Origin of the sequence: Streptomyces sp. CoH27, from assembly GCF_020181035.1 — a bacterium.
Taxonomy (GTDB): domain Bacteria; phylum Actinomycetota; class Actinomycetes; order Streptomycetales; family Streptomycetaceae; genus Streptomyces; species Streptomyces camelliae.
In genome coordinates this window covers 309,299-335,861 of the sequence record NZ_JAIQYY010000010.1, presented here as the reverse complement: position 1 = coordinate 335,861, position 26,563 = coordinate 309,299, and the positions used below count along the sequence as shown (strand labels likewise).

31 protein-coding genes are annotated in these 26,563 nt (G+C 71.9%); 11 read left to right on the top strand and 20 right to left on the bottom strand.

What is annotated here, in order from left to right; all coding sequences use genetic code 11:
• Window positions 1-19 precede the first annotated feature (19 nt).
• The 9 genes from LE548_RS19125 to LE548_RS19085 form a co-directional block, all read right to left on the bottom strand.
• Entirely contained in the window at window positions 20-178 is a 159-nt protein-coding gene (locus tag LE548_RS19125) for a hypothetical protein (RefSeq protein WP_225098140.1), read from the bottom strand.
• Window positions 179-288: 110 nt separating this feature from the next.
• Window positions 289-1,158: a hypothetical protein gene (locus tag LE548_RS19120; protein ID WP_225098090.1), complete on the bottom strand. Its 870-nt coding sequence runs from the start codon at window positions 1,156-1,158 to the stop codon at window positions 289-291.
• Window positions 1,159-1,488: 330 nt separating this feature from the next.
• A complete protein-coding gene (locus LE548_RS19115; protein WP_225098089.1) occupies window positions 1,489-1,902 on the bottom strand; it encodes an NUDIX hydrolase in 414 nt (137 codons plus the stop codon).
• Between the two features lie 19 nt (window positions 1,903-1,921).
• Window positions 1,922-3,100 carry a CHAD domain-containing protein gene (locus LE548_RS19110; protein ID WP_225098088.1) on the bottom strand — a complete coding sequence of 393 codons (1,179 nt, stop codon included), beginning with the start codon at window positions 3,098-3,100 and terminating at the stop codon, window positions 1,922-1,924.
• Window positions 3,081-5,312 carry an RNA degradosome polyphosphate kinase gene (locus LE548_RS19105; RefSeq protein ID WP_374116134.1) on the bottom strand — a complete coding sequence of 744 codons (2,232 nt, stop codon included), beginning with the start codon at window positions 5,310-5,312 and terminating at the stop codon, window positions 3,081-3,083. Before LE548_RS19105 ends, LE548_RS19110 begins: the two co-directional genes overlap by 20 nt.
• A gap of 201 nt (window positions 5,313-5,513) precedes the next feature.
• Entirely contained in the window at window positions 5,514-6,257 is a 744-nt protein-coding gene (locus LE548_RS19100; protein WP_225098086.1) for a hypothetical protein, read from the bottom strand.
• The gene (locus LE548_RS19095; RefSeq protein ID WP_225098085.1) at window positions 6,254-7,267 is read right to left on the bottom strand and encodes an ABC transporter permease; all 1,014 of its coding nucleotides are present in this window, start codon (window positions 7,265-7,267) and stop codon (window positions 6,254-6,256) included. Before LE548_RS19095 ends, LE548_RS19100 begins: the two co-directional genes overlap by 4 nt.
• Window positions 7,264-8,163 carry an ABC transporter ATP-binding protein gene (locus LE548_RS19090; protein WP_225098084.1) on the bottom strand — a complete coding sequence of 300 codons (900 nt, stop codon included), beginning with the start codon at window positions 8,161-8,163 and terminating at the stop codon, window positions 7,264-7,266. The genes LE548_RS19095 and LE548_RS19090 overlap by 4 nt, the downstream gene beginning before the upstream one ends.
• Window positions 8,160-8,627, bottom strand: a complete 468-nt coding sequence (locus LE548_RS19085) for a GntR family transcriptional regulator (protein WP_225098083.1) — start codon at window positions 8,625-8,627, stop codon at window positions 8,160-8,162. The genes LE548_RS19090 and LE548_RS19085 overlap by 4 nt, the downstream gene beginning before the upstream one ends.
• Before the next feature lie 109 nt (window positions 8,628-8,736).
• On the opposite strand from LE548_RS19085, the gene LE548_RS19080 reads away from it, so the two are divergent.
• From LE548_RS19080 to LE548_RS19060, 5 genes are all read left to right on the top strand, one after another.
• Window positions 8,737-9,279, top strand: a complete 543-nt coding sequence (locus tag LE548_RS19080; RefSeq protein ID WP_225098082.1) for an RNA polymerase sigma factor — start codon at window positions 8,737-8,739, stop codon at window positions 9,277-9,279.
• A gap of 52 nt (window positions 9,280-9,331) precedes the next feature.
• Window positions 9,332-10,177 (top strand): zf-HC2 domain-containing protein, encoded by an 846-nt coding sequence (locus LE548_RS19075; protein WP_225098081.1) that lies wholly within the window; start codon window positions 9,332-9,334, stop codon window positions 10,175-10,177.
• Window positions 10,178-10,239: 62 nt separating this feature from the next.
• The gene (locus LE548_RS19070) at window positions 10,240-11,109 is read left to right on the top strand and encodes an ABC transporter ATP-binding protein (protein WP_225098080.1); all 870 of its coding nucleotides are present in this window, start codon (window positions 10,240-10,242) and stop codon (window positions 11,107-11,109) included.
• Window positions 11,106-12,647, top strand: a complete 1,542-nt coding sequence (locus LE548_RS19065) for an ABC transporter permease (RefSeq protein ID WP_225098079.1) — start codon at window positions 11,106-11,108, stop codon at window positions 12,645-12,647. Before LE548_RS19070 ends, LE548_RS19065 begins: the two co-directional genes overlap by 4 nt.
• On the top strand, window positions 12,644-13,420 hold the full coding sequence (locus tag LE548_RS19060) for an ABC transporter (RefSeq protein ID WP_225098078.1): 777 nt from the start codon (window positions 12,644-12,646) through the stop codon (window positions 13,418-13,420). The genes LE548_RS19065 and LE548_RS19060 overlap by 4 nt, the downstream gene beginning before the upstream one ends.
• Here LE548_RS19060 and mshD read toward each other — a convergent pair.
• Window positions 13,398-14,324, bottom strand: a complete 927-nt coding sequence (gene mshD / locus LE548_RS19055) for a mycothiol synthase (protein WP_225098077.1) — start codon at window positions 14,322-14,324, stop codon at window positions 13,398-13,400. The two genes, LE548_RS19060 and mshD, sit on opposite strands and share 23 nt — an antisense overlap.
• Before the next feature lie 600 nt (window positions 14,325-14,924).
• Between mshD and LE548_RS19050 the strand changes: the two genes are divergently transcribed.
• A complete protein-coding gene (locus LE548_RS19050; protein ID WP_225098076.1) occupies window positions 14,925-16,709 on the top strand; it encodes an ABC transporter ATP-binding protein in 1,785 nt (594 codons plus the stop codon).
• A gap of 14 nt (window positions 16,710-16,723) precedes the next feature.
• Here the strand turns inward: LE548_RS19050 and LE548_RS19045 are convergent, their stop codons facing one another.
• Both LE548_RS19045 and LE548_RS19040 read right to left on the bottom strand, forming a co-directional pair.
• A complete protein-coding gene (locus LE548_RS19045) occupies window positions 16,724-17,338 on the bottom strand; it encodes a Uma2 family endonuclease (RefSeq protein ID WP_225098075.1) in 615 nt (204 codons plus the stop codon).
• 136 nt (window positions 17,339-17,474) lie between these two features.
• Window positions 17,475-17,699 (bottom strand): hypothetical protein, encoded by a 225-nt coding sequence (locus tag LE548_RS19040; RefSeq protein ID WP_225098074.1) that lies wholly within the window; start codon window positions 17,697-17,699, stop codon window positions 17,475-17,477.
• Between the two features lie 163 nt (window positions 17,700-17,862).
• Here LE548_RS19040 and LE548_RS19035 point away from each other — a divergent pair, with 163 nt between their 5' ends.
• The 3 genes from LE548_RS19035 (at window position 17,863) to LE548_RS19025 (ending at window position 18,927) form a co-directional block, all read left to right on the top strand.
• Window positions 17,863-18,084 (top strand): DUF397 domain-containing protein, encoded by a 222-nt coding sequence (locus LE548_RS19035; protein WP_225098073.1) that lies wholly within the window; start codon window positions 17,863-17,865, stop codon window positions 18,082-18,084.
• 148 nt (window positions 18,085-18,232) lie between these two features.
• Complete coding sequence (locus LE548_RS19030) at window positions 18,233-18,583, top strand: DUF6247 family protein (RefSeq protein WP_225098072.1); 351 nt, start codon at window positions 18,233-18,235, stop codon at window positions 18,581-18,583.
• An 89-nt stretch (window positions 18,584-18,672) separates the two neighbouring features.
• A complete protein-coding gene (locus LE548_RS19025; protein ID WP_308030248.1) occupies window positions 18,673-18,927 on the top strand; it encodes a hypothetical protein in 255 nt (84 codons plus the stop codon).
• A gap of 21 nt (window positions 18,928-18,948) precedes the next feature.
• Here LE548_RS19025 and LE548_RS46535 read toward each other — a convergent pair whose 3' ends face one another.
• From LE548_RS46535 to LE548_RS18990, 8 genes are all read right to left on the bottom strand, one after another.
• Window positions 18,949-19,110 carry a hypothetical protein gene (locus LE548_RS46535; RefSeq protein ID WP_374116132.1) on the bottom strand — a complete coding sequence of 54 codons (162 nt, stop codon included), beginning with the start codon at window positions 19,108-19,110 and terminating at the stop codon, window positions 18,949-18,951.
• 32 nt (window positions 19,111-19,142) lie between these two features.
• The gene (locus tag LE548_RS46530; protein ID WP_374116131.1) at window positions 19,143-19,550 is read right to left on the bottom strand and encodes a pectinesterase family protein; all 408 of its coding nucleotides are present in this window, start codon (window positions 19,548-19,550) and stop codon (window positions 19,143-19,145) included.
• Complete coding sequence (locus LE548_RS19015) at window positions 19,547-21,007, bottom strand: cell wall metabolism sensor histidine kinase WalK (protein ID WP_225098070.1); 1,461 nt, start codon at window positions 21,005-21,007, stop codon at window positions 19,547-19,549. The genes LE548_RS46530 and LE548_RS19015 overlap by 4 nt, the downstream gene beginning before the upstream one ends.
• Complete coding sequence (locus LE548_RS19010; protein ID WP_225098069.1) at window positions 21,004-21,738, bottom strand: response regulator transcription factor; 735 nt, start codon at window positions 21,736-21,738, stop codon at window positions 21,004-21,006. Before LE548_RS19010 ends, LE548_RS19015 begins: the two co-directional genes overlap by 4 nt.
• A 73-nt stretch (window positions 21,739-21,811) precedes the next feature.
• Entirely contained in the window at window positions 21,812-22,042 is a 231-nt protein-coding gene (locus LE548_RS19005) for a hypothetical protein (RefSeq protein ID WP_225098068.1), read from the bottom strand.
• A gap of 44 nt (window positions 22,043-22,086) precedes the next feature.
• The gene (locus LE548_RS19000; RefSeq protein ID WP_225098067.1) at window positions 22,087-23,097 is read right to left on the bottom strand and encodes a S1C family serine protease; all 1,011 of its coding nucleotides are present in this window, start codon (window positions 23,095-23,097) and stop codon (window positions 22,087-22,089) included.
• A gap of 172 nt (window positions 23,098-23,269) precedes the next feature.
• Window positions 23,270-24,292 (bottom strand): LacI family DNA-binding transcriptional regulator, encoded by a 1,023-nt coding sequence (locus LE548_RS18995; protein ID WP_225098066.1) that lies wholly within the window; start codon window positions 24,290-24,292, stop codon window positions 23,270-23,272.
• Between the two features lie 117 nt (window positions 24,293-24,409).
• Window positions 24,410-25,213 carry a response regulator transcription factor gene (locus LE548_RS18990; RefSeq protein ID WP_225098065.1) on the bottom strand — a complete coding sequence of 268 codons (804 nt, stop codon included), beginning with the start codon at window positions 25,211-25,213 and terminating at the stop codon, window positions 24,410-24,412.
• Window positions 25,214-25,397: 184 nt separating this feature from the next.
• On the opposite strand from LE548_RS18990, the gene LE548_RS18985 reads away from it, so the two are divergent.
• The gene (locus LE548_RS18985) at window positions 25,398-26,249 is read left to right on the top strand and encodes a S9 family peptidase (RefSeq protein ID WP_225098064.1); all 852 of its coding nucleotides are present in this window, start codon (window positions 25,398-25,400) and stop codon (window positions 26,247-26,249) included.
• A 59-nt stretch (window positions 26,250-26,308) separates the two neighbouring features.
• Window positions 26,309-26,563 carry a MoaD/ThiS family protein gene (locus LE548_RS18980; protein ID WP_225098063.1) on the top strand — a complete coding sequence of 85 codons (255 nt, stop codon included), beginning with the start codon at window positions 26,309-26,311 and terminating at the stop codon, window positions 26,561-26,563.

Here is a 26,563-nt window from a genome sequence, read left to right as displayed (position 1 = left end):
CCTAGTGCCTGCCGCGGCACTAGCCCTCGCGTTCCTCGGCGACCCGCAGCACCTCGTCGATGCTCTCCAGGCTGAGCCGGTCCTCGGCGGCCGAGGCCGCGATGATCAGCTCTCCGCACAGCTCGATCTCGGCGAGGGCCTCGTGGTCCTGAACCGCCGTGCCGCCGACCGGAGCCACCCGCCTCACCTCTTTCCTGCCGTCACCGACTTCCTAGAGTAGGCAGCGCTCTACACACCGCGCATGGCACGGACGGGCTACTTACGGGGTGGCCCGGCATGAGCCACGGCCTAGTGCTCGTCCTCCGCGATCCGGCCCGCGTAAATGTCCTGCGGACGCGGCAGCCGCACGTCGGTCGGGGCGCCGAAGCCGTACAGAAGGGTGGTCGAGGCGACCGCGACCGGGGTCTTCTGCCGGCCGTTGACGAAGCTGAAGCGCTGTCTGAGCTTGCGGATCCGGCCCTGGTCGTCGAGATAGACATCGAACGGGACCTCGGTCGTGGCGAACCCTTTCGCCGCCGCCTCCAGAGGCGCCCGGTTCGCGGCGGAGGCACCGCGGGCCGCGTCGGCCAGGTCCGCCGTGCCCCGGTAGTGCCGTACGGGGGTGCCGCCGACCTCGGTCCGGCCGACGTAGGCGGCCGTACGGGTCCCGCGCAGCACCTCGGCCGCCGTGTACGGATCGGTCGCGCCGCCGGTGACCAGGTTGCCGTCGGACACCGTCGCGGTGTCCACCCGCACCCACTTGTCGGCGGGCACGCCCGCGCCCCGGTTCTTCATGAACAGGGCGCCGGGGGCGAGGAGTTCGGTGATCGGCTGGTGCTCGGCGGTGCCGGCGGGGTCCTCGGGCAGGACGACGGTGAGCCGGCCGAGCCGGTGCCGGTAGTCGTAGACGCCCTTGCCGCGGATGGTGACCCGGGTGCCGCCGGTGGCCATCTCCATGGACGTGGTGGCCTTGGAACTGCCCGCGCCGTCCAGGGTGTCGGCGGCCCGCCGCAGCACGGCGACCGGATCGCCCGCCCCCTTGACGTCGTCGGCGGCGGCCCGGCTGTTCGAACAGCCCGTGGCACCCGCCGCTCCGAGGCCGAGCAGGATGCCGACCGCGACGGCCGTTCTGCCCGCGTGCCCGTGCTGCCGCCGGTCCCGCCGTTCCCGCCGATCCATCGCCTGTACCCCCAGCCGGTACGTCCGTCACGGGCCCCCTGTCGTTCCGGTTAACGACGGGTAGGGGGCGCCGTCACGCGTCACGGCGGCCGCGCGGTCGTCACCGGCCGGCGCGCGGGAGACCGGCCGCGCACTGCGGGATCGGTTCGGGCGCGAGGTGGGTAACGTTGTCAGCGTGGCGCAGCAGGAGGGGCCGGAGCGATTCCGGCAGGGGCAGGACCACTTCACGACGACGGCGGAGCAGGGCCGGTTCTGTGTGGCCCGGTGCAGTTGCGGCTGGAGAGGCCCGGCCCGCCGCGCGCGCAGTCAGGCCCGTACGGACGCGGAGGCTCACACGGCCAGTCCGTGAAGGGCGTCTGCCACCAGGTCACGGTCGCGGGGCTGGGTGAGGCGGCCGCGGGCGGCGTCGGGGGAGAGCCACAGGATCCGGTCCACCTCGTTGCTCGGTGTGAAGTGGCCGGAAACCGCCTGTGCCGCCCAGTAACGCACCTGCTTCGGGCGGCCGTTGGCCAGATAACGCACGGTCGGCAGCTCGGCGCCGGGCTCGGCCGTGTACCCCGTCTCCTCCGCGACCTCGCGCAGCGCCCCGGCGAGCGGGTCCTCACCCCGTTTGAGCTTGCCCTTGGGGTGGGACCAGTCGTCGTACTTCGGCCGGTGGACCAGGCAGATCTCCAGGTCGCCGACGACCGGCGAGTGCCGCCACAGCACACAGCCGGCCGCCCGCACCACCAACGTGTCGCTCACACCGCCTCCTTGGGAGAACTCAGGGTGCGCTGACGGTCTGCTTCTGCCAGGCCTGCTGGAACGCGAACCTGGCCGCCTCCACCTCGTGCCGCTGGTCGGCGTGGAGCACGCCGAGCGCGTACGCCGTCGCCGGGGCGATGCGCGGGGTGCGGGCCGCCTGCGCCGCCGCGGCCGCCGCCTCCGAGGCGTCCCGGTGCCGGTTCAGCGCCTGCCCCGCCGCCAGCAGCCGTACGTCCACCGGGGCGTTGCCGCCGTTCAGCACCTCCTGGGCGTACCGGTGCAGGCGCAGCAGCAGCCGGACCTGGTGCCAGGGGCCGTCCTGGGGGTGCGGGGCCGGGTCCGGGGACAGGCCGTGGACCAGGGCCTCCGCGTTGTACGGGTGGCCCGCGGTGACCAGGGGGAGCGCGCCGACGGCGGCTGTCAGCCGCTCCTCCGCGGCGGCTGCCAGGGGGCGCAGGTCGGTGCTCGGGGCGGTGCGGGTGAGGGGGACGTCGCTGGCCAGCAGGGCGACCTTGTCGGCGACCGCGTGGAAGCGGGAGGAGCCCAGGGCTTGGAGCGCCGTGGAGTGCGCTCGGGTCCGGGCCAGGGTGAGCTGACGGTCGAGCAGGGCGCCTGCTTTGGCTGCGCCTACTGTGAGGTTGCCGCGCTCTGGGGTGGGCGTCACGCCGGCAGGGCCACGGGCGTTGCCAGGACCCCCATCGCCCACCCGTGCCGCCCCAGTGGCACGACTGCCCGCAGCTACGGCGGCTGCCGCAGCGCCCGCAGCCATGACGTCCACCGTCTGGGCCGGGAGCACCGCCGCCCCCGACAGGCGGTGCAGTGCCAGCAGCAGCCGTTCCAGGCGGGCCTCGCAGGCGTGTTCCAGGCCCAGCGTGCCGGACAGCCAGGCCAGTTCGGGCCGCATCTCCTCGGACCAGTCGGCGTCGAGGAGGGGACGGAAGGTGTGCAGGCTGCCGCTGATGCGGCGGGCCGAGCGGCGCAGCAGCCGTGCGGCGTCGACGGACTCCTCCGCGCCGTTCTCCCCCACGCTCGAATGCGCTCGCGCGGGGGGACCCCCACTACTGCTCCCGGTCTCCCGGTGCAGGCGCAGGGCGCGGAGGAACTCCGTGGCCTGGGCGCGGAGATACCCCGCGAGGGCGTCCCCCGTCGCCACGCCGTCGGCCGTGGGGTCCGTCGGGTCAAGGTGTTGCTGTGCCACGCCGGCGCCTCCGGGCGTCTATGAGCATCTCCTGGACGTTGCGCAGGGGCTGTCCGTCCCCGTCGGTCGCGTGCCGGGTCCACTCGCCGTCGGGGCCGAGGTGCCAGGAGGCCGTCGTGTCGGACATGCCGGTGTCGAGCAGCCGGTTCAGGGCCGCCCGGTGGGCCGGGTCGACGACGCGGACCAGGGCCTCTATCCGCCGGTCGAGGTTGCGGTGCATCATGTCGGCGCTGCCGATCCACACCTCGGGCTCACCGCCGTTGCCGAAGGCGAACACCCGCGAGTGTTCGAGGAACCGGCCGAGTATGGAACGGACCCGGATGTTCTCCGACAGACCCGGGACGCCGGGGCGGATCGCGCAGATGCCGCGCACCCAGATGTCGACCGGCACGCCCGCCTGCGAGGCCCGGTAGAGGGCGTCGATGACGGCCTCGTCGACCATCGAGTTGACCTTGATGCGGATGAACGCCTGGCGGCCCGCGCGGTGGTGCTGGGCCTCCTTGTCGATCCGCGCGACCAGGCCGTCCCGCAGCGACTTGGGGGCGACCAGCAGGCGCCGGTAGGTCTCACGGCGGGAGTAGCCGGACAGCCGGTTGAACAGGTCGGACAGGTCCGCGCCGACCTGCGGGTCGGCCGTGAGCAGGCCCAGGTCCTCGTACAGGCGGGCGGTCTTCGGGTGGTAGTTGCCGGTGCCGACGTGGCTGTAGCGGCGCAGGGTGTCGCCCTCCTGGCGGACCACCAGGGACAGCTTGCAGTGCGTCTTCAGGCCGACCAGGCCGTAGACGACGTGGCAGCCGGCCTCCTCCAGCTTCTTCGCCCACTTGATGTTGGCGTGCTCGTCGAAGCGGGCCTTGATCTCGACCAGGACGAGGACCTGCTTGCCGGCCTCGGCGGCGTCGATGAGCGCGTTGACGATCGGGGAGTCGCCGGAGGTCCGGTACAGGGTCTGCTTGATCGCGAGGACGTCCGGGTCGTCGGCGGCCTGCTCGATGAAGGCCTGCACGGACGTGGAGAAGGAGTCGTACGGGTGGTGCAGGAGCACGTCCCGCTGGCGCAGGGCGGCGAAGATGTCCGGCGCCGACGCGGACTCGACCTCGGCGAGGTCACGGTGGGTGCCCGCGACGTACTTCGGGTACTTCAGCTCCGGCCGGTCCAGGCCGTGGATGCGGAACAGGCCGGTGAGGTCCAGGGGGCCGGGGAGCGGATAGACCTCCGCCTCGGAGATCTTCAGCTCGCGCACCAGCAGGTCGAGCACCTCACGGTCGATGGACTCCTCGACCTCCAGGCGCACCGGCGGCCCGAAGCGGCGCCGCATGAGCTCCTTCTCCAGGGCCTGGAGCAGGTTCTCGGCGTCGTCCTCCTCGACTTCCAGGTCCTCGTTGCGGGTGAGCCGGAAGGCGTGGTGCTCCAGCACCTCCATGCCCGGGAACAGCTCTTCGAGGTGCGCGCCGATGACGTCCTCGACCGGGACGTACCGGCCGGGGCTGCTCTCCAGGAAGCGGGACAGCAGCGGCGGCACCTTCACGCGCGCGAAGTGCTTGTGGCCGCTGACCGGGTTGCGTACGACGACCGCGAGGTTGAGCGAGAGACCCGAGATGTACGGGAACGGGTGCGCGGGGTCGACGGCGAGCGGGGTCAGTACCGGGAAGATCCGGTGCCGGAAGAGGGTGAACAGGCTGGCCTGTTCCTTCTCGGTCAGCTCGTTCCAGCGGACGAGATGTATGCCCTCCTCCGCCAGCGCGGGGGCGACGTCCTCGTGGTAGCAGGCGGCGTGCCGGGCCATGAGCTCGCGCGAGCGGGCCCAGATCATCTCCAGCACCTCGCGCGGTTGCAGCCCGGAGGCGGACCGGGTCGCCACACCGGTGGCGATACGGCGCTTCAGACCGGCCACCCGGACCATGAAGAACTCGTCCAGGTTGCTGGCGAAGATCGCGAGGAAGTTCGCGCGCTCCAGCAGCGGCGTGTTCGGGTCCTCGGCCAGCTCCAGGACGCGCTCGTTGAAGGCCAGCCAGCTGCGCTCCCGGTCGAGGAAGCGGCCCGCGGGCAGGGGGGTGCCGTCACCCGGTGTCTCCTCGTACGCGTCCAGGTCCGCGTCGAGGTCGGGCGCCAGGTCGGACGTGACCGCGGCGACCGTACGCGGCCGGTGCGCGGCGATGGAGCCCACGGGGGGCTGCTTGTGCTGTACCTCTGCCTGGGTGTCTGACTGGCTCATAAACCCATTCTTCCGCGTCACGGGCGACACGGGCGCGTCGGAACGTGCGGGCGGGAGCGACACGGCCCCGTTCGGCGCGGTCCCCTCGGGGGGCGGCGAAGGCTCTGGCACGGCGGGCTTCATTGGCCGAGCGTCGCAAGCCCGGCTGAATCAATGGTTACGGAGACATGACGTGCGGGATAGCGGGGGGCGGCTCAAGTGCTACGGCACATGCCGCCCCAGGACCGCATAGGCACCGGCAACGGCAAGGGCGCTCAGCACCAGCACCATCCCGGTCGCCGCCAGATGCAGCTCCCAGAACCCCGGCAAGGCATTCCGCAGCGGTTTCCACACCTCGCGCAGATACACCCGTACCACCAGCGTCACCCCCAGCGCCACGGCCAGCGCGGGCAGCACACGGCGCACGGCCAGCGCGCCGAACGCCCCCACGGCCAGCGCGAACAGCGTCAGCGCCGGCAGCAGTGGGCCGCGCGGGATGAACACGCGGTCCCAGGTCCAGTCGGTGACGAGGACGTCCTGGCCGGCGCTCCAGACCCGGCCGAAGGCCACGGCGAGGGCGGCGGCACCGGCGAGCAGCGGTACGGCGGCCGTCAGCAGCGTCGCCGTCAGCCAGCGTGCCGGGGACGCGGACTGCGTCCAGGCCAGTTTCGCCGTACCGGACTCCAGCTCGCGCCCGATCAGCGCCGCTCCCGCCCAGGCGGCCACGGCACAGGGGGCGTAGGAGAGGACCTCGCCGAGGAAGTTCACGACGTTGTTGGCGTCGGCGAAGGCGGCGTACGTGCACCGGCCTGCGCGCTCACACACCCGGTCCCGCGGCACCGCCGAGAAGTGGACCCGGAGCAGCGCGCCCACGCAGAGGACGACGAACGCGGTCCAGACGAGCAGCGCGGGGCGGTGCAGCCGCAGTACGCCGGGGTGCAGTCTGGGAACGGTGGCGGTGCTCATACGGCGGCCTTCCCGGTCAGGGCGGTCGTGGCGGGTCCCGTCAGCCGGCGCAGCACCAGGAAGCAGGCGAGGACGAGCAGCCCGGTGACGGCCAGGATCAGCGCGCTGGTGGTGAGCTGGAGCGGCCAGTAGTGGGAGGCGGGGTGGTAGGTGCTGTAGTAGCCGGTGGCTTTCGCGAGGACCGCGTGGCAGCTCGCGTCGGAGGAGCAGTAGGGGTCCGGCAGATGGGCGCCGGTCCGGGTCACCAGGCCCTGCTCGACGGTGATGCCCGAGCCGGGGTAGCCCTGCTTGAGGGAGGCGGTCGAGGTGACCGTCGGCCACAGGTGCGGCATCAGCTGCTGGGCCAGGCCCCAGACGCCCGAGAGGAACACCACGCCCAGGACCAGCGCCGGCAGAGCGCGCTGGAACAGCAGGCCCGCCAGCGCACCGGCCGCGAGCCCGGCGAGGGCCAGCGCGGTGGTGGTGGGGCCGTTGGCGTGGAAGGTGAAGACGTCGTACCAGGTCTTGACCGTGTCGATACGGCCCTGGCCCGCGGCCCAGGCGCGGTGGTGCAGCCAGAACAGCGGGCTCGTGGCGGCGGCGACGACGAGCGCCGGGACGGCGAGGCGGACCGCGAGCCAGCGGGCCGGGGAGGTGCTCTGGGTCCAGGCCAGCCGGGCGGTGCCGGTCTCCAGCTCGCGGCCGGTGAGCGCGGCACCGGCCCAGGCGGCCACCAGGAAGGGCAGCGCGTCCAGGGCGGTGGTGGCGTAGTCGTACCAGTCCTTGTAGCGCAGGATCGCGTCCTGGTCGTAGTGGCACGGGCCGCGGAAGTCGCAGGCGTCGTACTGCCGCCACCCCTCGGCGGCCGCGTCGGCGAGCGGTCCGGCCAGCGCGATCAGCACGGCGGCGAGGACGACGGCCAGGCCCGCCCAGCCGTACAGCGCGGGCCGGTGCAGGCGCAGCACCCAGCGGATCAGGCGCGGCTTTCCGGCGGCCTGTGCCTGGGCGACCGGTGCGGTGGTGGCGGTCACGCGGCACGCTCCTCGGCGACGGCTTCGGCGGTGGTGAGGGCGGGGGCCTTTGGATTGCGCAGGTGGGCGAGGACCAGCTCCTCCAGGGAGGGCACCGAGGCGCGCCAGTCGCCGGTGAGCGGGCCGGCCGGGCGGATCAGCGCGGTGAGCTGACGGCCGGTGGTGCGGGATTCGACCACGGTGTGCGCGCCGAGACCGGCGTCGGCCGCTCCCGTGACCCGGCGGTGGGCGGCGCGCAGGTCGTCGATGTCCCCGGCCAGCCGGATCCGGCCGTCGCCGACCAGCAGCAGATGGTCGCAGGAGTCCTCCAGCTCGGCGACCACGTGCGAGGACATCACGATCGTGGTGCCGTACTGGGCCGCGTCCGCCATCAGCGTGCCCATCAGCTCGTGCCGGGCCAGCGGGTCGAGGTCGGCCATCGGCTCGTCCAGGAGCAGCAGTTCGGGCCGCTTGCCGAGGGCGAGGGCGAGCGCGACCCGAGTGCGCTGCCCGCCGGAGAGGGAACGGATCCGGGCCTTCGGGTCGAGGTCGCCGCCCTTCACGACGTTGTCGGCGACGGCCGCGTCCCAGCGTCCGGGGTTGAGGTCGGCGCCCATGACGAGGGTCTCGGCGACCGTGAGCTGCGGGTAGAGCGGCTTGTCCTGGGCGACGAAGCCGACCCGGGGGCGGGCCTCGGCCGGGGTGGTGCCGAGCACGGTGAGCCGGCCCTCGGTGGGCGGGAGCAGTCCGGCGGCGAGCGCGAGCAGCGTCGACTTGCCGGCGCCGTTGGGGCCGACGACGGCGCACACCCGCCCGGTGGGCAGCCGGAAGCCGCACTCCCGCAGCGCCCAGCCCCGGCCGCCCCGCAGGCCGAACCGTTTCCCCAGTGCGTCGGCCCTCAGCGCCGTGTCGGTCATGACGGGTCTCCCTGCAAGTGCGTGTCGAGGTGCGTGTCGATGTGCGTGTCGTCTGTGTCTGCGGATGCGTCTGCGTCTGTGTCTGCGCCTGCGGTGAAGTGCTGGTCGAGTACGGCGGTGAAGAGCGCGGCCACGTCGTCGCGGTCCAGCCCCGCCTCGCGGGCCTTGCCGGCCCAGGCCTCCAGCTCGGCGCGGAGCGCGGTGTCGGCCGTCGCGGTGCCGAGTGAACGCCGTACGAAGGTGCCGAGTCCGCGCCGGGCCTCCACCAGTCCCTCGCGTTCCAGCTCCCGGTACGCCTTCAGGACGGTGTTCGGGTTGATCGCGGTGGCCTCCACGACCTCGCGGGCCGTGGGCAGCCGGTCGCCCGGTTCCAGCAGGCCCATGCGCAGGGCCTGTTTGGTCTGCTGGACGATCTGGACGTAGGTGGCGACCCCGCTGTGCCGGTCGATGCGGTACTCGACCACGCCCCACCACCCTTTCACTAATTGAGTAGTGAAAGGGTGGTGTAAGCCCGGTCCGGAAGTCAAGCGGGGTTCCGTGAACCGATCGGGGGGTCCGGTCCGATGAGGAGACGTGAGCGAGAAGAGAAGCGACGGGGAGCTGCTGCGGGCCATCGCGGCGGACGGGGACCGGCGCGCCTTCGAGGAGCTGTACCGGCGGTACGCGCCGTGGCTGACCGCGCGCCTGCGCGGCCGGTGTGCCGACGCCGGGGTCGTCGACGACGTCGTGCAGGAGACGTTCCTCGCGATCTGGCGGGGCAAGGCCCGCTACCGCGAGGACGGCGATGTCGCCGGGTGGCTGTGGCGGATCGGCGCGCGCCGGCTGGTCGACGCGCTGCGCGGCGACGGGGCGCGCGGGCGGCTGCGGCAGGCACTGGCCCGGCTGCGGCACCGGGACGAGGCGTCCGCCGAGGAACGCGTCCTCGCGGGCGTGGAACACGGGGACCTCGCCGGCGCGCTGGTCCGCCTCTCGCCGGAACTGCGGGCAGTGCTCCAGGCGACGGTCATCGACGGCCTGACCACCCGCGAGGCGGCCGTCCTGCTCGGCATCCCGCCGGGCACGGTCAAGACCCGGGCCCTGCGAGCCCGAAAGCAACTGCGGGAGGCACTGGCGTGAGCGGGGTCTTGAGGGGTGTCCTGCGGGGCTCTGGCAGGCGGGAGGCGGCGGTATGAGCTGGCATGTCGGTGAGGACGAGTTGCGGGCCTATGCGCGGGGGGAGTTGGTGCCGCCGTTGGTGTGGTCCGCCGATGCCCATCTGACCGGGTGCGCCGAATGCCGGGCGCGGCTCGCGGAGGTCTGGGACGCCGGTGCGCTGGACGCGGCCTGGGAGCGGCTGGACGCCGAGCTGGACGCGCCGCGGCCGGGCCCCTTCGAACGGCTGCTGGTGCGGCTCGGGGTGGCGGACCACACCGCGCGGCTGCTGGCGGCCACGCCCGTACTGCGCCGCTCCTGGCTGACGGCGGTGACGCTGCTGCTGGTGATGTCGGTGCTGACGGCCCACGGCGCCCACTCGGACATGGTCTTCCTGGCCCTGGCCCCGCTGCTGCCGCTCGCCGGCGTCGCCCTGTCGTACGGGCCCGCGCTCGACCCGACGTACGAGATGGCGGTCGTCGCACCCGTGCACGGCTTCCGGCTGCTGATGATCCGTACGGTCGCCGTGCTCGCCGCAGCGCTCGGGCTGTCCGGCCTCGCCACGCTCGCGCTGCCCGGGTACGGCCTCGGCGCGCTCGGCTGGCTGCTGCCCGCTCTCGCGCTCACCGCGACCGGGCTCGCGCTGACGCCCCGGTTCGGACCGGTCCTGGCGCCCTCCGTGGTCGGCGGGGCCTGGGTCGTACTGCTGCTGCTGGCCCGCGCGCAGCAGGGCGGCGGCGACCGGGTGCTCGTCCCGTTCACCGCGGCCGGGCAGGGCGTGGCGGCGGGGGTCGCGGCGCTCGCCGCAGGGCTGCTCTTCGCCGTGCGCGACCGCTTCGACCGGTCCCACCGCTCCCACCGGTCCCACGGAGGTGCCGTATGACCTCCTCCGCCCCACAGACCGACTCGCAAGCCGACTCACAGGCCGACTCACAGGAGTGCCGTATGACCGTCACCGTCTCCGCCTCCGGGCTCGCCCTGCGCTACGGGGCCACCCGTGCCCTCGACGACGTGTCGGTGCGGCTGAGCCGGGGCGTGACCGGGCTGCTCGGGCCCAACGGCGCCGGGAAGACGACCCTGTTGCGGGTGCTCGCCACCGCCGTGCCCGCCGACGCCGGCGCGTTCACCGTGCTCGGCCACGACCCGGGCACCGCGCGCGGCCGCCAGGAGGTGCGGCGGGCGCTGGGCTATCTGCCGCAGACGCCCGGTTTCCATCCCGACTTCACCCCCTTCGAGTTCGTGGACTACGTGGCGATCCTCAAGGAGCTGACCGACCGCGCCGCCCGGCACCGGGAGGTACGGCGGGTACTGGACGAGGTCGGCCTGGCCGAGGTGCGCGGCAAGCGGATCAAGAAGCTGTCCGGCGGTATGCGGCAGCGGGTCGCGCTCGCCGCAGCCCTCGTCGGCGACCCCGGCTTCGTGGTGCTGGACGAGCCGACCGTCGGCCTCGATCCCGAACAGCGCATGCGTTTCCGGGAGTTGATCGCCCAGGCCGGGGAGGGCCGCACGGTGCTGCTGTCCACCCACCAGACCGAGGACGTGGCGATGCTCTGTCACCGCGTGCTGGTCATGTCCGGCGGCCGTATCCGCTTCGACGGCACCCCCGCCGAGCTGGCCGCGCGGGCCGCCGGCCGGGTGTGGAGCAGTACCGCGCGCGACCCCGGAGCGAAGGCCGGCTGGCGCACCGGCACCGGCGGCTTCCGCAACGTGGGCGATCCGCCCGAGGGTGCCGAGCTGCTCGAACCCACCCTGGAGGACGGCTATCTGCTCATCCTGGACGCCGATCGCGAAGACCGTACGGAGGTGACGGCGTGACCGCGGCCCTCACGCACACCGAGCAGCCGGCCCCTGCTGCCGCACCCGCCGGCACCGGGGCCGGGAGATCCTGGGCGGCCGTGTTCACGCTCGCCGGCTTCGAGGCTCGCCGGCTGCTGCTGCGCGTCCCGATGCTCCTCGCCCTCTCCCTCTACGCCACCTGGATCGGGTGGCGAACGCTCCGGCCCTCCGACGACTACCCCGTCCTTCAGGACGCCGACCGCGCCACCCAGAGCGGCCCGCTGCTCGTCGGTCTCGCGGTGCTGCTGTGCGTCAACCAGGCCGCGCTGCGCTCCCGGCGCCGGGACACCGAACGTCACTTCGCCGTGCTGGCGCTGAGCCCCTGGCGCCGTACGGTCGCGCACGCGCTGTCCGTGATGCCGCTCGCGCTGTTCACCGCCGTGGCCGTGACGGTCCAGTTCACCTGGGAGGCGGTCAAGTCCGGTGCGGTGGGCCGGGGTTCGCCGGCCGAGCTGCTGACCGGGCCGTTGACGGTGCTGCTGTTCGGGGCGGTCGGGGTGCTGCTCGCCCGGCTGGCGTCCTCGGCCGTCGCGGCGCCGCTGCTGGTCGTGGTGTTCCTGCTGCTGTTCGTCGCGGGCGCGTTCCCGTTCGCCGGGCGGGAGACCGGGGCGGCGTGGCTGATGCCCGTGGTCACCACGTCCGGTGTCCACCCGGTCCCCTCCGGCCTGCTGGGCCGCCCCGCCGCCTGGCACGCGCTCTACCTCGCCGGGCTGGCCCTGACGGTGGTTCTGCTCGCGGTGCTGGTCGCGGGCGGCCGGAGCCGGACCGTACAGGTCGCGTTCGCCGGTGCGCTGACGCTGGCCGTGCTGGGCGGGGTCGTACAGACCGGCGGGGTGACGGCGGCGACGACGGCGGCCCGTGCCCGCGCTTCGCTCACCCCGGAGAAGGACCAGACGTGCGTCCGGCGCGGGCCGACCCAGTACTGCGCCTTCCCCGAGTGGATGCCCCGCGTCGGGGACTGGGCGCGGGTCGTGGACCAGGTGCGGGCCCTCGCGGGCGGCGGGGCGCAGGGCCGGGAACTGCTCGTACGGCAGCGGGTGGAGGTGCGGTACGGCCTCGACGACGACGCGGCGCTCGCTCCCTCCACACGGCCCGGTCAGGTGACCGTCGGCACGTCCTGGGGTGGCAACCGGGTGCCGGAGTTCTCCACCGCCGTGGCCGGGGTGCTGGTCGCCGGTGATGAGAAGGCGGCGGGTGAACTGTGCGACGGCCGGATGGTCACGGTGATGTGGCTGTCCCTCGGCCGCCGGCCGGACCCCGAGGGCGCGCTGCGACACGTCCGCCTCGACGACAGCCTCACCGGTTCCGCGGTCGTCCTCTCCCGCACCGAGCCCCTGACCATGACGGCCGGCCAGACCAAGGTCGTGCGCGCGCTCCTGCACCGGCCGTTCTACGGCGTCGTCGCACGGGTGAAGGCCCACTGGGCCGAGCTGACGACTCCGGGAGTCACGACGGCTCGGGTGGCTGAGCTGCTGGGTGTGCCTGGTTCCGTGGGGGCGGACCGGTGTGGGGAGTGAGCCGGGCATCCGGCCTCCGGCCGGATCAGGGTTCTGACCCGCACCACCCGCACCACCCGCACCACCCGTACGACCCGTACGACCCGTACGACCCGTACGACCATCGTCGTCGGGTGCGGGTCGTCGTGGCGCTGGTCGTCCCCGTCTGGCGCACCCTGCCCTGGTGGACGCTCGGGGCCGCCGGTGCGGTGGGGGTGTTGCCGCTCGCGCTCGTCCGGGTGCTCGGATCCGGTCCCGGGCCGGTGGAGGCGCTCTGGATGGTGCGGGCCGCCGGGCTTGCGCTTGCCCTGGGGTTCGGCTTTCTCCTGGACGATCCCGCGCGGCACACCACCGCCCTGGTCCCGGCTCGGCGGGCGGTGCGCAGCCTGCTGCGGTCCGGGCTCGTGGGGCCCGTCGTGGGCGTGTGGTGGGCGGTCGTGCTGTTGCTCGTGCCCGGGGCGGTCCGGCCCCCGGTCGGGGGCGTCACGCTGGAGGCCGGTACCGCTTGTGTGCTCGCGCTCGCCGGGGCCGCGGTCGCCGTACGGCGCAGCGACGACCCGGAGCCCGGGTGGGGCGTCGCCGGCGCCCTGCTCGGTGTCGCCGTACTCGCGCCGCTGTCGCTGCCCGCCCGCTGGGCGTTCTTCGTGACGTCCGCCGATCCGAGGTGGGCCGGCGGACACGAGCGGTGGGCGTGGGTGCTGGCGGGCGCGGCGGTCGTATGGGCGGGGTCGCTGGGCGAGCCGGCGCCCCGGCGGGCGGGACGGCCGGCGCTCAGGTCTCCGTGCGGTACATGAGGTCCGTCTCGTACGTGGTGAACCCCAGCCGCTCGTACACCGACACCGCCGCCAGGTTGTCGGCGTCGACGTAGAGCATCGCCGTCGGCAGACCCTGGGCGGCGAGGTGGCGCAGGCCGATCGTGGTGAGGGCCTTGCCGAGGCCGCCGCCCTGCTCGCCGGGGCGCACCCCGAGGACGTACACCTCGCCCAGCCCCTCCTCGGCGTGCACCTTCGTCCAGTGGAAGCCGACCAGCTCCCCGTCCCGCTCGGCGAGGAAGAACCCGGCCGGGTCGAACCACGGCTCGGCCTTGCGGTCGTCGAGGTCCCGCTGGGCCAGCGAACCCTGCTCGGGGTGGTGGGCGAAGGCGGCTGCGTTGACCGCGAGCCAGGCCGAGTCGTCCTTGCCGGGCACGAAGGCGCGCACGGTCACGCCCTCCGGCAGCTTCGGGTCGGGCAGCTCCAGGTCGCTCAACGCTCGCCGCATCTGGCGCAGTTCGCGGAACAGGGTCAGGCCGAGCACCTGGGCGAGATGCCGGGCGGCGGGATGTCCGCCGTGCGCCCACACCCGCAGCCGCTTGCCGGAGGCGCCGAGCAGGGCGGAGCCGAGCGCCCGGCCGTGCCCGTGTCCACGGTGCGCGGGGTGGACGACCAGCTCGGCGGCCGGCGCCTCCACCGGGTCGGTGTCCTCCAGCTGGGCGTAGCCCACGAGTTCGCCGTCGACGGTCAGCAGCAGATGCGAGACGCCCTCCCGGGCACCCCCGCGCAACTGCAGCCGCCCCTGCTCGGACACCGGCTGCTGCCCGTCGGTCCGGGCCGCCTCGCCCAGCAGTTCGCCCACGGCCTCGGCCTGCTCGGGGCTGAGCGCGGAGTAGGTCTCGATGGATCGGGCGGGGAAGGCCCGTACGGTGTCGTCGCTGCTCATGCGTACGAGGGTACGGGTCGGGCGGCGCCGGAGCGGTGCGCCGGCCCCCGATAAAACCTGTGTGAATGCCGCCGCGGTTCCACAATATCCCTGTGAATTGCTCACAGGGGTATTTCATTGAGGTCTCATCGGAATCGGCTTTTTCCGGCTCGTGAATCCCGTAATGTTTTCCATGTCGAAAGCGAACGACGCGAAAGGAAACGCAGATGAGCTTCCGGAAGATCGCCCCCGTCAAGAAGCAGCACTGCAAGCCGGGCAAGCCTGGTCAGGGACGCAAGCCGGCGCCGAAGAAGCCCGAGCCCAAGCGCCCGGTCGGCCACAAGTAATCCCTGGAAATCATAGGAACCACAGGAATCACAGGAACCAGGAAGGGGAATTCCATGTCTTTCCGCGGGCTCGCCCCGGTCAAGAAGCATCGCAAGCCCGCCCCGGAGCACAAGAAGCCGGCGCCGAAGAAGCCCGCGCCGAGGCGTCGCCCGATCGGCGACAAGCACTGAGCCAGGTTGTCGTGAGGCGGGGTCACCGGTTACTGCGTGGTCGTACCGGTGGCCCCGCCTCGGCCTGTGTCCACAGCTGTGGAGAAGGAAGGAAGGGCAGTCGATGCTGAGGGAGTCCCGCGAGGCCTTCCGCCGGTTCTGGCCGCTGACTCGCGGCGACCGTAAGTGGCTCGGGGCGATCGTGGCGTGCGTGGTCGTGGCCGCGCTCGCCGAGACCGCCGCGATCCTGCTGTTCGCCCAGCTCACCGACCATGCCCTGAAGGCCGGTTCGCTCGCCGCCTTCTGGGGGCCGGCCGGTGCCTGGCTCGGCGTGGCCGTGCTCGCCGCGCTCGTCGGCTACCTGGGCAACTCGCTGGCCACCTGGACGGCGGAGAGATTCGTCCTGCGGCTGCGCGCGGCCGTCTTCCGGCACGTCCAGGACCTGCCCCCGCACTTCTTCCAGCGGCACCGGCAGGGTGACCTGGTCGAACGGCTCACCGGAGACGTCGAGTCCATCGAGCAGCTCGTGGTCTCCGGCGTCGTAGGAACCGTGTCAGCCGGATTCTCGGCCGTCTTCTACGCCACCGCCGCCTTCTGGCTGCGCTGGGACCTGGCGCTGGCCACCTTTGTCCTCGCGCCCCTGTTCCTGCTCGCCGCCCGCCGCTTCTCCGGCCGTATCGCCGAGGCGTCCCGGGACGGCCGGGTCGCGGACGGCGCGATCACGTCGGTGGTGGAGGAGTCGCTCGGCAACGTCGTCCTGACGCAGGCGTACAACCGGCAGCGCGACGAGGAGCGGCGGCTCGACCGCGAGGCCCGCGCCTGGCTGCGCGCGAGCGTGCGCGGGGCGCGGCTGAGCGAGATGTACGAGCAGTGCGTCGAGGTCGTCGAGACGCTGTGCGTGCTCACGGTCATCGGCTTCGGCGTGTGGGAGATCTCCGCCGGCCGGATGACCCTCGGTCAACTCCTCGCGTTCGCCGCGTTCCTGGGTTACCTCTACCCGCCGGTCCGCAACCTCGGCCGGCTCGGCCTCACGGTCACCGCGGCCACCGCCGGCGCCCGCCGCATCGGCGAGATCCTCGACGCGGAACCGGCCGTCACCGACCCCACCACCCCGGTCCCGGCCTGGCCGGTCCACGGCAGGCTCGCCTTCCACCGGGTCTCCTTCCGCTACCCGGGCGCCCGCCGAGCCTCCCTGCGGAACATCGAACTCACCGCGCAGTCAGGCGAGTTGATCGTGATCACCGGCCCGAGCGGCGCCGGCAAGTCCACCCTCGCCGCTCTCCTCACCCGCTTCTACGACCCCTCGGCCGGCGCGATCACCCTGGACGGCGTGCCCCTCACCGACGTACCCCTGCGCTTCCTGCGCGACCAGATCACCCTGCTGCCCCAGCGGACGCTGATCCTGAACGGCACGGTCCGCGAGAACATCGCCTGCGGCCGACCCGGCGCGAGCGCGGACGAGATCGAGCGGGCGGCCCGGAACGCGGCCGCGCACGACTTCATCACCGCGCTCCCCGACGGCTACGACACCCACATCGCCCCCGGCACCGCCGCCCTCTCCGGCGGCCAGCTCCAGCGCATTGCCATCGCCCGCGCGATGCTGCGCACCTCCCCGGTCCTGGTCCTGGACGAGCCGACGGCCGGCCTGGACGCGGTGGCGGCCCGCCAGGTGGTGCAGCCCCTGCGCCGCCTGATGTCCGGCCGTACGACGATCATGATCACCCACGACCTGTCCCTCGCCCCCGACGCCGACCGCATCCTGGTTGTCGAACGGGGGCGGCTGGTGGAGACGGGAACGCACACGGAACTCATCGCCCGCGACGGCACGTACGCCCGCCTGGCGGCCCCGCTGCCGGAGACGGCGACCGGGGCGTCATCACCGGAGGACACGATGATCCTCAGGTGGTGACCACCACCTGGTCGTCAGCTCCGCTTGGGCCCGGTGATGGCCTCACCGATGACGAACCCCTTGGCGGGGCCTTCCGGGATGGTGACCTCGGTGCCGTAGGGGACGCGGTGGATGTCCTCCCAGTCGGCCTTGTCGGGACGGGGGCCGGTGAAGAGGGTGACGGTGCCCTGCTCGTCGTAGTCGTCGATGAGTACGTAGACGGGGATGCCGGCACAGGCGTACTCGCGGCATTTGCGGTCGCGGTCGCGCTTCAGGTTCCGGTGGCCGGGCGAGGTGACTTCGAAGACCACCCGTACGCTCGCGGCCGTCAGACCTAGACCATCGTCGGTCACGTAGCGCTCAGGGTCTCTGGCGACGACAAACAAGTCCGGCACCCACGCGCTTCGCTCATGGATGATGTTCGTGTCGCTTCGGGCGGCGAAGTCACCGCCCTTCAGGAAGTCGCCCAGCGCCTCCTTGAGGAGAAAGACGATTTGGCTGTGGGCATAGCGACCGGTGGGCGACACCTCGATGGCTCCCTCGATGATCTCCGCGTGGTAGCCCTCGGGGAGATCCATGGCCTTCCATGCCTGCCACAGGACCTCATCCAGGTCGATTGCGTTCGATGTTTCGGACTGCGCCTGGGACATGGCCTGCGGCCTCTCCTGTGCGAGAGCGGTCAAGGTGGCACCTCCTCTTCAAGTGTGGGCTGGGTGTGCTCTGGGCACAAGCAACGCGATCACGGTAGGCGTGGCGGTGCATATGACCGGGGAAAATGACCTTCACTCACCCGTTCGGGCGACCCCTGCGACTGACCGCGACGCGAAGCACCTCCTCCAGCGACTCGACGGCCCGCGTCAGCGCGAAGCGCACCGCATGTTCCCCCGCCGCCCGGTCCGCGAGGCCGGCCCTCGCCCCGGCCGGCACCTGTTCCCCTGACCGCAGCTGGGCCGCCTCCACTTCGGCGACGAGAAGCGGCAACTCGACGAGCGCGACGATGCGTTCGGTCATGCGGGGACTCTCTCGCGACGAGCGGTGATTACGGTTCGTGCCCCGATCGTTACTGACCGCGCGTACGCTGGGGAAGAGGTTCCTACGATCGGCTCCGGGGCATGGCGTTGTCCCCGTCGGACTCGCTCGCGTTCATCCGGGACGCTCTGGAGGAGCACAGATCATGAACCACACCCCCGACCTCAGCAACGCCACTTGGCGCAAGTCGAGCTACAGCGACGGGGGAGACAACAACTGCGTCGAGGTCGCCGACGGCTACGCGGGCATAGTCCCCGTCCGCGACAGCAAGACCCCCGCCTCGCGCCCGCTGCTCCTCTCGGCCGCCCCATGGGCTGTCTTCGTGGAAGGGATCAAGGGTGGGACGGGCGTGCACACGTTCGGGTGATGCAGGTCGGAAGGCCTGACTGCGAGGGCCGTGCCTCCCCCAAGGTTGATCTCCCGGCCGGACGGACGGCCGGGGCGCGAACGACTCATGGGGAAGGTGCCAGGCGGTTATGGTCGTAGACACGACGCGTCGAAGGAGGACAGCGAGCATGAGTGCCCACGCTGCGGAGCCCGGTTCTGTCGTCCCCCCCATGCCCGAGCGGACGCCGAAGGCGCTGCGCAGGGCCATCGCCCAGCACACGCCCAAGCTCCTCCCTGACTTCGACAAGCACTGGAAGCGGGCGGTCGCTGATGCGTACGACGTAGGCCCCGTCCCCGCGTTCGTGGCCTTCTGGTGGGGCGAGTACGCCCTGGCTCGGGACCCCGAGCTGGACGCACACGTGCACGATCTTGAGCACCGGGCCGCGTACGAGTGCACCGACAGCAACGAGGCCAAGGCCCTCCTCGAAGAGGCGTCGAAGATTCGCCACCGGGTGCAGAAACTGGAGCCCGGCGAGTGACTGACGGGTTTATGGGGCCGCCTTGGCAGATGGACTGGCGACTCAATGCTCTCGCTGCCCTCGAAGCACTGCCCGCGCATGCTCGGGACATGGTCTACGCCGCACGTGCCGAACTGGTCACGGCGAAGGATCCGTACTTTCGAGGCGTCGTGACGGATGACTACCTTCCCGATGGAATGTGGGTGCTGCCCGTCCGATCCACTGAGCCGAAGGGCGTCCACGTCCTCTTCTTCGATGACGGCTATGGCTGGCTGAAGTACACCTTCGTACACCGCACCGAAGACCCCCAGATCACCGTAGAAGAGCTCATCTGGCTGGGAACCGAACCAGATGGGGAAGACTAACCACCCCGCCGGGCGCCTCCTTCAGGACGCGCCCGGCACCCAGCCCCCCAGCCAGTCGCTCACCTCCTGCTCTGCCGCCTGGGCCTCGGTCAGCTGAGGCCGGTCGGAGCTTGCCGCCCCCGACCCCGGGCCGGTGTTCTTGTACTCGGCGAAGCGGTCGTCCTTCCAGGAGAAGCCGCTCATGTCGGTCCAGGGGGTGGTCTTGATGGCGCTGCTCAGGGACTTGTTGCGGACCGTGGTCCGCGGGTCGAGGGTGGTGTCGCCGCCCGCGTGCCAGGGGCGGCCGTGCTGGGCGCGGTGACGAAGCCGGCCGAGCTGCCGTCCCAGCGCTTCTTCAGGGTGATGACGGAGTGGTCGATGACTGCCGTGGCCCGGCCGAAGATGAAGTCGACGTTGCCGATGACGTACGAGTTGGTCATGTAGACCCGGTCCGGCGCGGCCTTCGACGCCGTGTCCACCAGCAGGGTGTCCTGGTCGCCGGTGACGATGACCGAGTCGAGGAACACCTTGTCGGAGCTGGAGCGCAGGGCCACCGCCTGCTGCGCGATGTTCTGGTGACCGGCAAGACCCGCCGCCGGGTGCCGGTCACCCCCGTGCCGGAGCGCCGGAGTGAACGGCCTCAAGGAGTCTCGGCCTGCGGCGTCTCCGGCGGTGGCGTCGGCGCCCCCGGCAGCCGTACCGTCGCCACCGTGCCGCCGCCCTCCGCGGGCGTCAGGGTGACCTCGCCGCCCGCCTGCTTCACCGTACGGGCCACGATGGACAGACCCAGGCCCGAGCCCGGCAACGCGCGCGCACTCGGTGAGCGCCAGAAGCGGTCGAAGACGTGCGGGAGTTCGTCCTCGGGGATGCCGGGGCCGTGATCACGGACGGTCAGCACCCCGCCGGTCAGCCGCACCTCGACCGTGCCGGCCCCGGGGCTGAACTTCACCGCGTTGTCGAGGATGTTGACCACCGCCCGCTCCAGGGCGGAGGGCTCGGCGCGGACGTACCAGGGCTCCAGGTCCGCCGTGATCGTCAGCTCCGGCCCGCGCAGGCGGGCGCGGCGCAGGGCGGCCTCCACGGTGTCCAGCATCGGTACCACCTGGAGCCGTTCCCCGCGCTGGCCCTCCGAGCGGGACAGTTCCTGCAAGTCGCCGATCAGCGAGGCCAGTTCGGTCATCTGGGCCTTCACCGAGGCCAGCAGCGCCTTGCGGTCCGCCGGCGGGAGCGGGCGGCCGGTCTCCTCGCTGCGGGTGAGCAGCTCGATGTTCGTCCGCAACGACGTCAGGGGCGTACGGAGCTCATGGCCGGCGTCGGCGATCAGCTGCTGCTGGAGGTCGCGGGAGCTGGCCAGGGACGCCGTCATCGAGTTGAAGGACCGGGAGAGGCGGGCGATCTCGTCCTCGCTGTCGTCCTCCACCGGGATCCGGATGGTCAGGTCCTCGGTCCGGGCCACGTGCTCCACGGCCTCGGTCAGCTTGTCCACCGGGCGCAGGCCCGCACGGGCCACGGCCAGGCCGGCGGCGCCCGCGCCGAGTACTCCTATGCCGGAGACGAGGAGGAGGATGAGGGCCAGGTCGTTGAGGGTCTTCTCGGTGTTCCTGAGCGGGATGGCGACCATGACGCCGACGTTGGGTCCGGGTCCCCCGCTCGACGTCGAGGTGGGCAGCAGCGGGCGGGTGAGCACGCGCAGCTCGTTGCCCTGTGCGTCCACCCCGTTGCGGAAGTAGATCTTGCGGGTGTCCAGGTTCTTGATCTCGGACTTGTCGGCCTGGGTGACCTTGATCGTGCCCGAGGCGCCCGCGATGAGACAGACCTTGCCGTCCTCGGTGACCACCTGGGAGTACCGGTCCTGAAGGAGCGTGTTGGTCGCCGGCGCGTTGCTGCAGTTGTCGAGCGTGTACTGCAGCTGGCCGAACTGCGAGGTGCCGCGCAGCGACTTCTGCAGATCGCCGTCCAGCTGGTCGTACAGCTTCCCCTGCACGATGAACCAGCACGTCACCGACACCGCAGCCACCGCGAACGCCACCGCCGCCGCGACCAGCATGGCCAGCCGGGCGCGGATGGGCAGGGAGCGGTACCGGCGGAGCAGCTTCCTCACTCGGCGCCGCCCTGGCGCAGCACGTACCCCACGCCCCGGACCGTGTGCACCAGGCGCGGCTCGCCGCCCGCCTCGGTCTTGCGGCGCAGGTACATGACGTAGACGTCGAGGGAGTTGGACGAGGGCTCGAAGTCGAAGCCCCACACCGCCTTCAGGATCTGCTCCCGGGTGAGGACCTGGCGCGGGTGCGCCATGAACATCTCCAGGAGAGTGAACTCGGTGCGGGTCAGCTCCACCTGCCGGCCGCCCCGGGTGACCTCACGGGTCGCGAGGTCCATGCGCAGGTCGGCGAAGGTGAGCGCCTCGTCCTCCTGGACGTCGGGCAGCGCGGCGGCCGCGTAGGAGCTGCGGCGCAGCAGGGCGCGGATGCGGGCGAAGAGCTCGTCCAGTTCGAAGGGCTTGACCAGGTAGTCGTCGGCACCCGCGTCCAGTCCGGTCACCCGGTCGCCGACCGTGTCCCGGGCGGTGAGCATGAGGATCGGTGTCGTGTCGCCGGCGCCCCGGATGCGGCGGGCCGCGGTCAGGCCGTCCATGCGCGGCATCTGGATGTCGAGGACGACCAGGTCGGGCTTGTAGGCGGTGGCCTTCTCCAGCGCGTCCGCGCCGTCGACGGCCACCTCCGTGTCGTACCCGTCGAACGCGAGGCTGCGCTGGAGCGCCTCGCGTACCGCCGGCTCGTCGTCGACGATCAGGATGCGCTGGGGGTCACGGTCGCCTTCGGCGGGGCTCATCGCTCGCGATTCCTCGGGGGGTGCGGTGTGTGGGTGTCCGGGACTTTCCCGGCTGTCTCTCAGCCTGCCACGCTCAGGCCCGCACCGCGGTCAGGCGGTTCAGCGGGACCTTGCGGCGGTGGGTGCGGACCGCGGGGGTGCGCAGGCCCATCAGCTGGGGCTGGGGGACCGGCCGGGTGGCGACCTCGGGGGCGCGGGGCTTCGGGATCGGCAGGTGCAGATCGCGGGCGACCGAGAGCGCGATGGTGATGTCGGCGGGGTCGTGGCCGGTCATCGTGATCTGGTGCGAGATGTGCGTGATCATGACGTACTCCCTGCTGACGGGTGAAGCGCCTTACTGGAGAGGGGTTAGCCGGTGGCGCCGGACCGCAGCTTGGCCAGGTCCGACTTGACGGTGTTGATCGGGATCGCGAAGCCGAGGCCGATGCTGCCCGCGTCGGAGGACGACGAGGACTGCTGACTCGACGAGTACATCGCGGAGTTGATGCCGATGATGTTGCCGCTCGCGTCGATCAGCGCGCCGCCGGAGTTGCCGGGGTTGAGGGACGCGTCGGTCTGGATGGCCTTGTACGTCGTCGTGGACGAACCGGTGTCGCCGTTGAACTGCCGGCCGCCGAACTGGAACGGCCAGTTGCCGTCGCCGTTCTGGTTCTGGCCCTGGTTCTCGTCCGTGGAGACGGTCACGTCCCGGTTGAGGGCGGAGACGATGCCGCTGGTGACGGTGCCGGTCAGGCCCTCGGGGGAGCCGATCGCGACGACCGTGTCACCGACCTGGACGCCCGACGAGTTGCCGAGCGAGGCCGTCTTCAGGCCCGAGGCTCCCTGGAGCTTGATCAGCGCCAGGTCCTTGGAGCTGTCGGTGCCGACGACCTGGGCGGTGTAGCTCTTGCCGTTGCTGGTGCGCACCTTGATCGACTGCGCGCCGGAGATGACGTGGTTGTTGGTGACGATCTCGCCGCTCGACGTGATGATCACGCCGGAGCCGGTGGAGGAACCGCTGCTCAGGGTCGCGTTGATCTCGACGACGCTCGGGCTGACGGCGGCCGCGATCGCGGCGACATCGCCCCGCTTGCTCGACGGCACCACATTGGTGGTCGTGCCGCTGGAGGCGACCGTGGTCTTGCCGGTCAGCTCCTGGAAGGCGTACGCCGTGCCGCCGCCGACGGCCGCCGCGACGATCGCGACCGCCGCGAGCAGGGTGACCGGCCCACGGTTGCGCTTCCTGCGCGGCGCGAGCTCCGGAGCCATGCCGGCCGCCGTGCCCATCGGGGGCTGGTACGACGGCGGGGGCGGCCACTCGGGGTTCACAGGAGCGGAGTAGTGGTCCTGCTGCGGGTCGTTGCCCAGGCTCTCGGTCATGTGAAACAGAGTCCCCCGCGAACGTGAGAGCTTCCTGAGTGCTTGCTGAGAAGCCCGGCAGAACCTCGTTTGCCCCATATAAAGGCGGGCGTCGGAGGCAAAGGCGGGCGCTGGAGGCGAAGACGGCGCTGGAGGCGAAGACGGGCGCCGGAGGCGAAGACGGGTGCCGGGGTCAGTCGCAGCCGCAGGACTTCCGCACCACCAGCCGGGACGGGAACGTCTTCAGCCGCTCCCGCCGGGACCCTGCCACCCTCAGCCCGTCGTCCAGGACCAGATCGACCGCCGCCCGGGCCATCGCCGAGCGGTCGGAGGCGACCGTGGTCAGCGCCGGGTCGGCGAGCGCGGCCTCCTTGATGTCGTCGAAGCCCGCCACCGCCAGCTCGCCGGGCACGTCGATGCGCAGCTCGCGCGCGGCCCGCAGCAGGCCGATCGCCTGGTCGTCGGTGGAGCAGAAGATCGCGGGCGGCCGGTCCGGCCCGGACAGCACCTCCAGGGCGACCCGGTAGGCGTCGTAGCGGTTGTACGGCGCCTCGAACAGCCGGCCCTCGGTGCTCAGGCCCGCCTCGGCCATGGCCCGCTTCCAGCCCTCGACGTGGTCGGAGACAGGGTCGCCGACGGCCGGTGTCTGCGCCGTACCGCCCATACAGGCGACGTACTCGTAGCCGTGCTCCAGCAGGTGGCGTACGGCGAGCTGGGCGCCGCCGAGGTCGTCGGTGACGACGGCGACGTCGTCGATGGCCTCGGGCCGCTCGTGCAGCAGCACCACCCGGGCGTCCCAGGCGTCGATCTCGGCGGCGGCGAGGTCGTTCAGGGCGTGACTCACCAGAATCAGTCCGGACACGCGCATGCCCAGGAAGGCGCGCAGATAGTGGACCTCGCGTTCGCCGATGTAATCGGTGTTGCCGACCAGGACCATCTTGCCGCGCTCGGAGGCGGCCTGCTCGACCGCGTGCGCCATCTCGCCGAAGAACGGCTGACGGGCGTCCGGGATGATCAGGCCTATGAGGTCGGTGCGGCGCGAGGCCATGGCCTGGGCGACCCGGTCGGGCCGGTACCCCAGTTCCTTGATCGCCGCGAGGACACGCTCGCGCGTGGCCGGGGCGACCGGCCGGGGTCCGTTGTTGATGACATAGCTGACCACGGCGGTGGACGTTCCCGCCAGCCGCGCCACATCATCACGAGTCACCTTGGCCACGCGCGGAGTCTACGCGGATGGACCCGCTCTGGGCAGGGCGTATCAGCGCGTGGACGGTGAAGCGATGTGCGGAAGCAATGCCCCGTCCGCGCGCTGGTCACACCTGCCCGGCACGAGCTACGCGTCCGCGTGGACCTCGGCGTCGTCCCGGACGGCGGATACGGCGGTGGATGTGTCCGCATCCTCCGCCTTTGCCCGGCCCGCCTTGGCCTTGGCCTCCTCGGCGGCCTTCTCCGCGGCCCGGTCCACCTTCTCGGGCGTAACGAATCGATAACCGACGTTCCGCACGGTGCCGATCAGCGACTCGTGCTCCGGGCCGAGCTTGGCGCGCAGCCGTCGTACGTGCACGTCGACCGTGCGGGTGCCGCCGAAGTAGTCGTAGCCCCACACCTCCTGAAGCAGCTGGGCGCGGGTGAAGACGCGGCCCGGGTGCTGGGCGAGGTACTTCAGCAGCTCGAACTCCTTGAAGGTGAGGTCGAGCACCCGCCCCTTGAGCTTGGCGGAGTAGGTCGCCTCGTCCACCGACAGATCGCCGTTGCGGATCTCCATCGGGGAGTCGTCGTTGACGATCTGCTGGCGCCCCATGGCGAGCCGCAGCCGTGCCTCCACCTCCGCGGGGCCGGCGGTGTCGAGGAGCACGTCGTCGATCCCCCAGTCGGCGGTGACGGCGGCGAGACCCCCCTCGGTGACGACGAGGAGCAGCGGACAGCCGGGTCCGGTGGACCGCAGCAGCTGGCACAGGCTGCGCACCTGAGGAAGGTCGCGGCGGCCGTCGACGAGGATGACGTCGGCGCCCGGGGTGTCGACCAGGGCGGGCCCCTCGGCGGGGGCCACCCGCACGTTGTGCAGAAGCAGGCCGAGGGCGGGCAGCACCTCCGTCGACGGCTGGAGGGCGTTGGTCAGCAGCAGCAGAGAACTCATACGTCTGGTTCCTCCTCGGTCCCTGCGAGGACGTCGTGCGGACGGGCACTGCTCTGCGATCCCGAAGGCCCCGCATACAGCCACGGTCACCTGGGGTTTCCCGTTTCGTATACAACGCTTCCGAAAGCACAAAAGGACCCGGGGGCTACGCTGCCCGAGTCCTCTGCCCAGCAGAATAGCCCACATGAGGAATCGTTCGGCAGGTCAAGTGGCGCATTCCACCGTTCGTCCGAATCCCGAGACAGGCAGACAGGGCCCTATCCGGACGTTTCTGCACACCGCCGACGGAATTCCGGTCGATTCCGTATACGATCCGGGCCCCGCCGTATACGAAACCCTGCCGGACATCCACCGTTCGGCCTCCCGTTCCCCGGTGTTCGTGATCGCCCACGGCTTCACCGGGGACGTGGACCGGCCGCACGTACGAAGGGTGGCGGGTGTTCTGCGTGGTTACGGCGCGGTCGTCACCTTCTCCTTCCGGGGCCACGGACGCTCCGGCGGCCGCTCCACGGTCGGCGACAAGGAGGTGCTGGACCTCGCCGCCGCCGTCGACTGGGCCCGCCGCCTCGGGCACGCGCGCGTGGTGACCGTCGGCTTCTCCATGGGTGGCTCGGTCGTCCTGCGGCACGCGGCCCTGCACCCGGGCACGGCCGACGCGGTGGTCGCGGTCAGCGCCCCCGCCCGCTGGTACTACCGGGGCACGGCCCCCATGCGCCGACTGCACTGGCTGGTCACCCGCCCCGAGGGCCGCCTGGTCGGCCGCTACGGCCTGCGCACCCGCATCCACCACCGCGACTGGGACCCGGTGCCCTTGTCCCCGGTGGAATCGGTCCCGAGGATCACCCCGACCCCCCTCCTCATCGTGCACGGCGACCGGGACGGCTATTTCCCCCTCGACCACCCCCGGATGCTCGCCGAGGCGGCCGGTGACCACGCGGAACTCTGGATCGAGCCCGGCATGGGCCACGCCGAACACGCGGCGGACGACGCCCTGCTGACCCGGATCGCGGACTGGGCTGTCGGCGCTGCGGGCTAGCCTGACACCATCTGTATCTGTCGTCTTTGTATTTCCCTTGCCGTCGATTGAGGAACGAGATGCCCAAGGTCACGGTGCGCTACTGGGCCGCCGCCAAGGCCGCGTCCGGCGTCGCCGAGGAGCCGTACGACGCGGACACGCTGGCCGACGCGCTGGCCGCCGTGCGCGCGCGACACCCCGGTGAGCTCACGCGCGTGCTCCAGCGATGCTCCTTCCTCATCGACGGTGACCCCGTCGGGACCCGCGCACATGAGACGGTACGGCTGGCCGAGGGCGGCACGGTCGAGGTGCTCCCGCCGTTCGCAGGAGGGTGA

Bases quoted from the DNA above. Each gene is read 5' to 3' on its own strand.
- LE548_RS19120 (WP_225098090.1), bottom strand. From the start codon at position 1,158: ATGGATCGGCGGGAACGGCGGGACCGGCGGCAGCACGGGCACGCGGGC.
- LE548_RS19105 (WP_374116134.1), bottom strand. From the start codon at position 5,312: ATGAGCCAGTCAGACACCCAGGCAGAGGTACAGCACAAGCAGCCCCCC.
- LE548_RS19100 (WP_225098086.1), bottom strand. From the start codon at position 6,257: ATGAGCACCGCCACCGTTCCCAGACTGCACCCCGGCGTACTGCGGCTG.
- LE548_RS19090 (WP_225098084.1), bottom strand. From the start codon at position 8,163: ATGACCGACACGGCGCTGAGGGCCGACGCACTGGGGAAACGGTTCGGC.
- LE548_RS19075 (WP_225098081.1), top strand. From the start codon at position 9,332: ATGAGCTGGCATGTCGGTGAGGACGAGTTGCGGGCCTATGCGCGGGGG.
- LE548_RS19070 (WP_225098080.1), top strand. From the start codon at position 10,240: ATGACCGTCACCGTCTCCGCCTCCGGGCTCGCCCTGCGCTACGGGGCC.
- mshD (WP_225098077.1), bottom strand. From the start codon at position 14,324: ATGAGCAGCGACGACACCGTACGGGCCTTCCCCGCCCGATCCATCGAG.
- LE548_RS19050 (WP_225098076.1), top strand. From the start codon at position 14,925: ATGCTGAGGGAGTCCCGCGAGGCCTTCCGCCGGTTCTGGCCGCTGACT.
- LE548_RS19045 (WP_225098075.1), bottom strand. From the start codon at position 17,338: ATGTCCCAGGCGCAGTCCGAAACATCGAACGCAATCGACCTGGATGAG.
- LE548_RS19040 (WP_225098074.1), bottom strand. From the start codon at position 17,699: ATGACCGAACGCATCGTCGCGCTCGTCGAGTTGCCGCTTCTCGTCGCC.
- LE548_RS19035 (WP_225098073.1), top strand. From the start codon at position 17,863: ATGAACCACACCCCCGACCTCAGCAACGCCACTTGGCGCAAGTCGAGC.
- LE548_RS19030 (WP_225098072.1), top strand. From the start codon at position 18,233: ATGAGTGCCCACGCTGCGGAGCCCGGTTCTGTCGTCCCCCCCATGCCC.
- LE548_RS19025 (WP_308030248.1), top strand. From the start codon at position 18,673: ATGGTCTACGCCGCACGTGCCGAACTGGTCACGGCGAAGGATCCGTAC.
- LE548_RS46535 (WP_374116132.1), bottom strand. From the start codon at position 19,110: ATGAGCGGCTTCTCCTGGAAGGACGACCGCTTCGCCGAGTACAAGAAC.
- LE548_RS19010 (WP_225098069.1), bottom strand. From the start codon at position 21,738: ATGAGCCCCGCCGAAGGCGACCGTGACCCCCAGCGCATCCTGATCGTC.
- LE548_RS19005 (WP_225098068.1), bottom strand. From the start codon at position 22,042: ATGATCACGCACATCTCGCACCAGATCACGATGACCGGCCACGACCCC.
- LE548_RS19000 (WP_225098067.1), bottom strand. From the start codon at position 23,097: ATGACCGAGAGCCTGGGCAACGACCCGCAGCAGGACCACTACTCCGCT.
- LE548_RS18990 (WP_225098065.1), bottom strand. From the start codon at position 25,213: ATGAGTTCTCTGCTGCTGCTGACCAACGCCCTCCAGCCGTCGACGGAG.
- LE548_RS18985 (WP_225098064.1), top strand. From the start codon at position 25,398: ATGAGGAATCGTTCGGCAGGTCAAGTGGCGCATTCCACCGTTCGTCCG.
- LE548_RS18980 (WP_225098063.1), top strand. From the start codon at position 26,309: ATGCCCAAGGTCACGGTGCGCTACTGGGCCGCCGCCAAGGCCGCGTCC.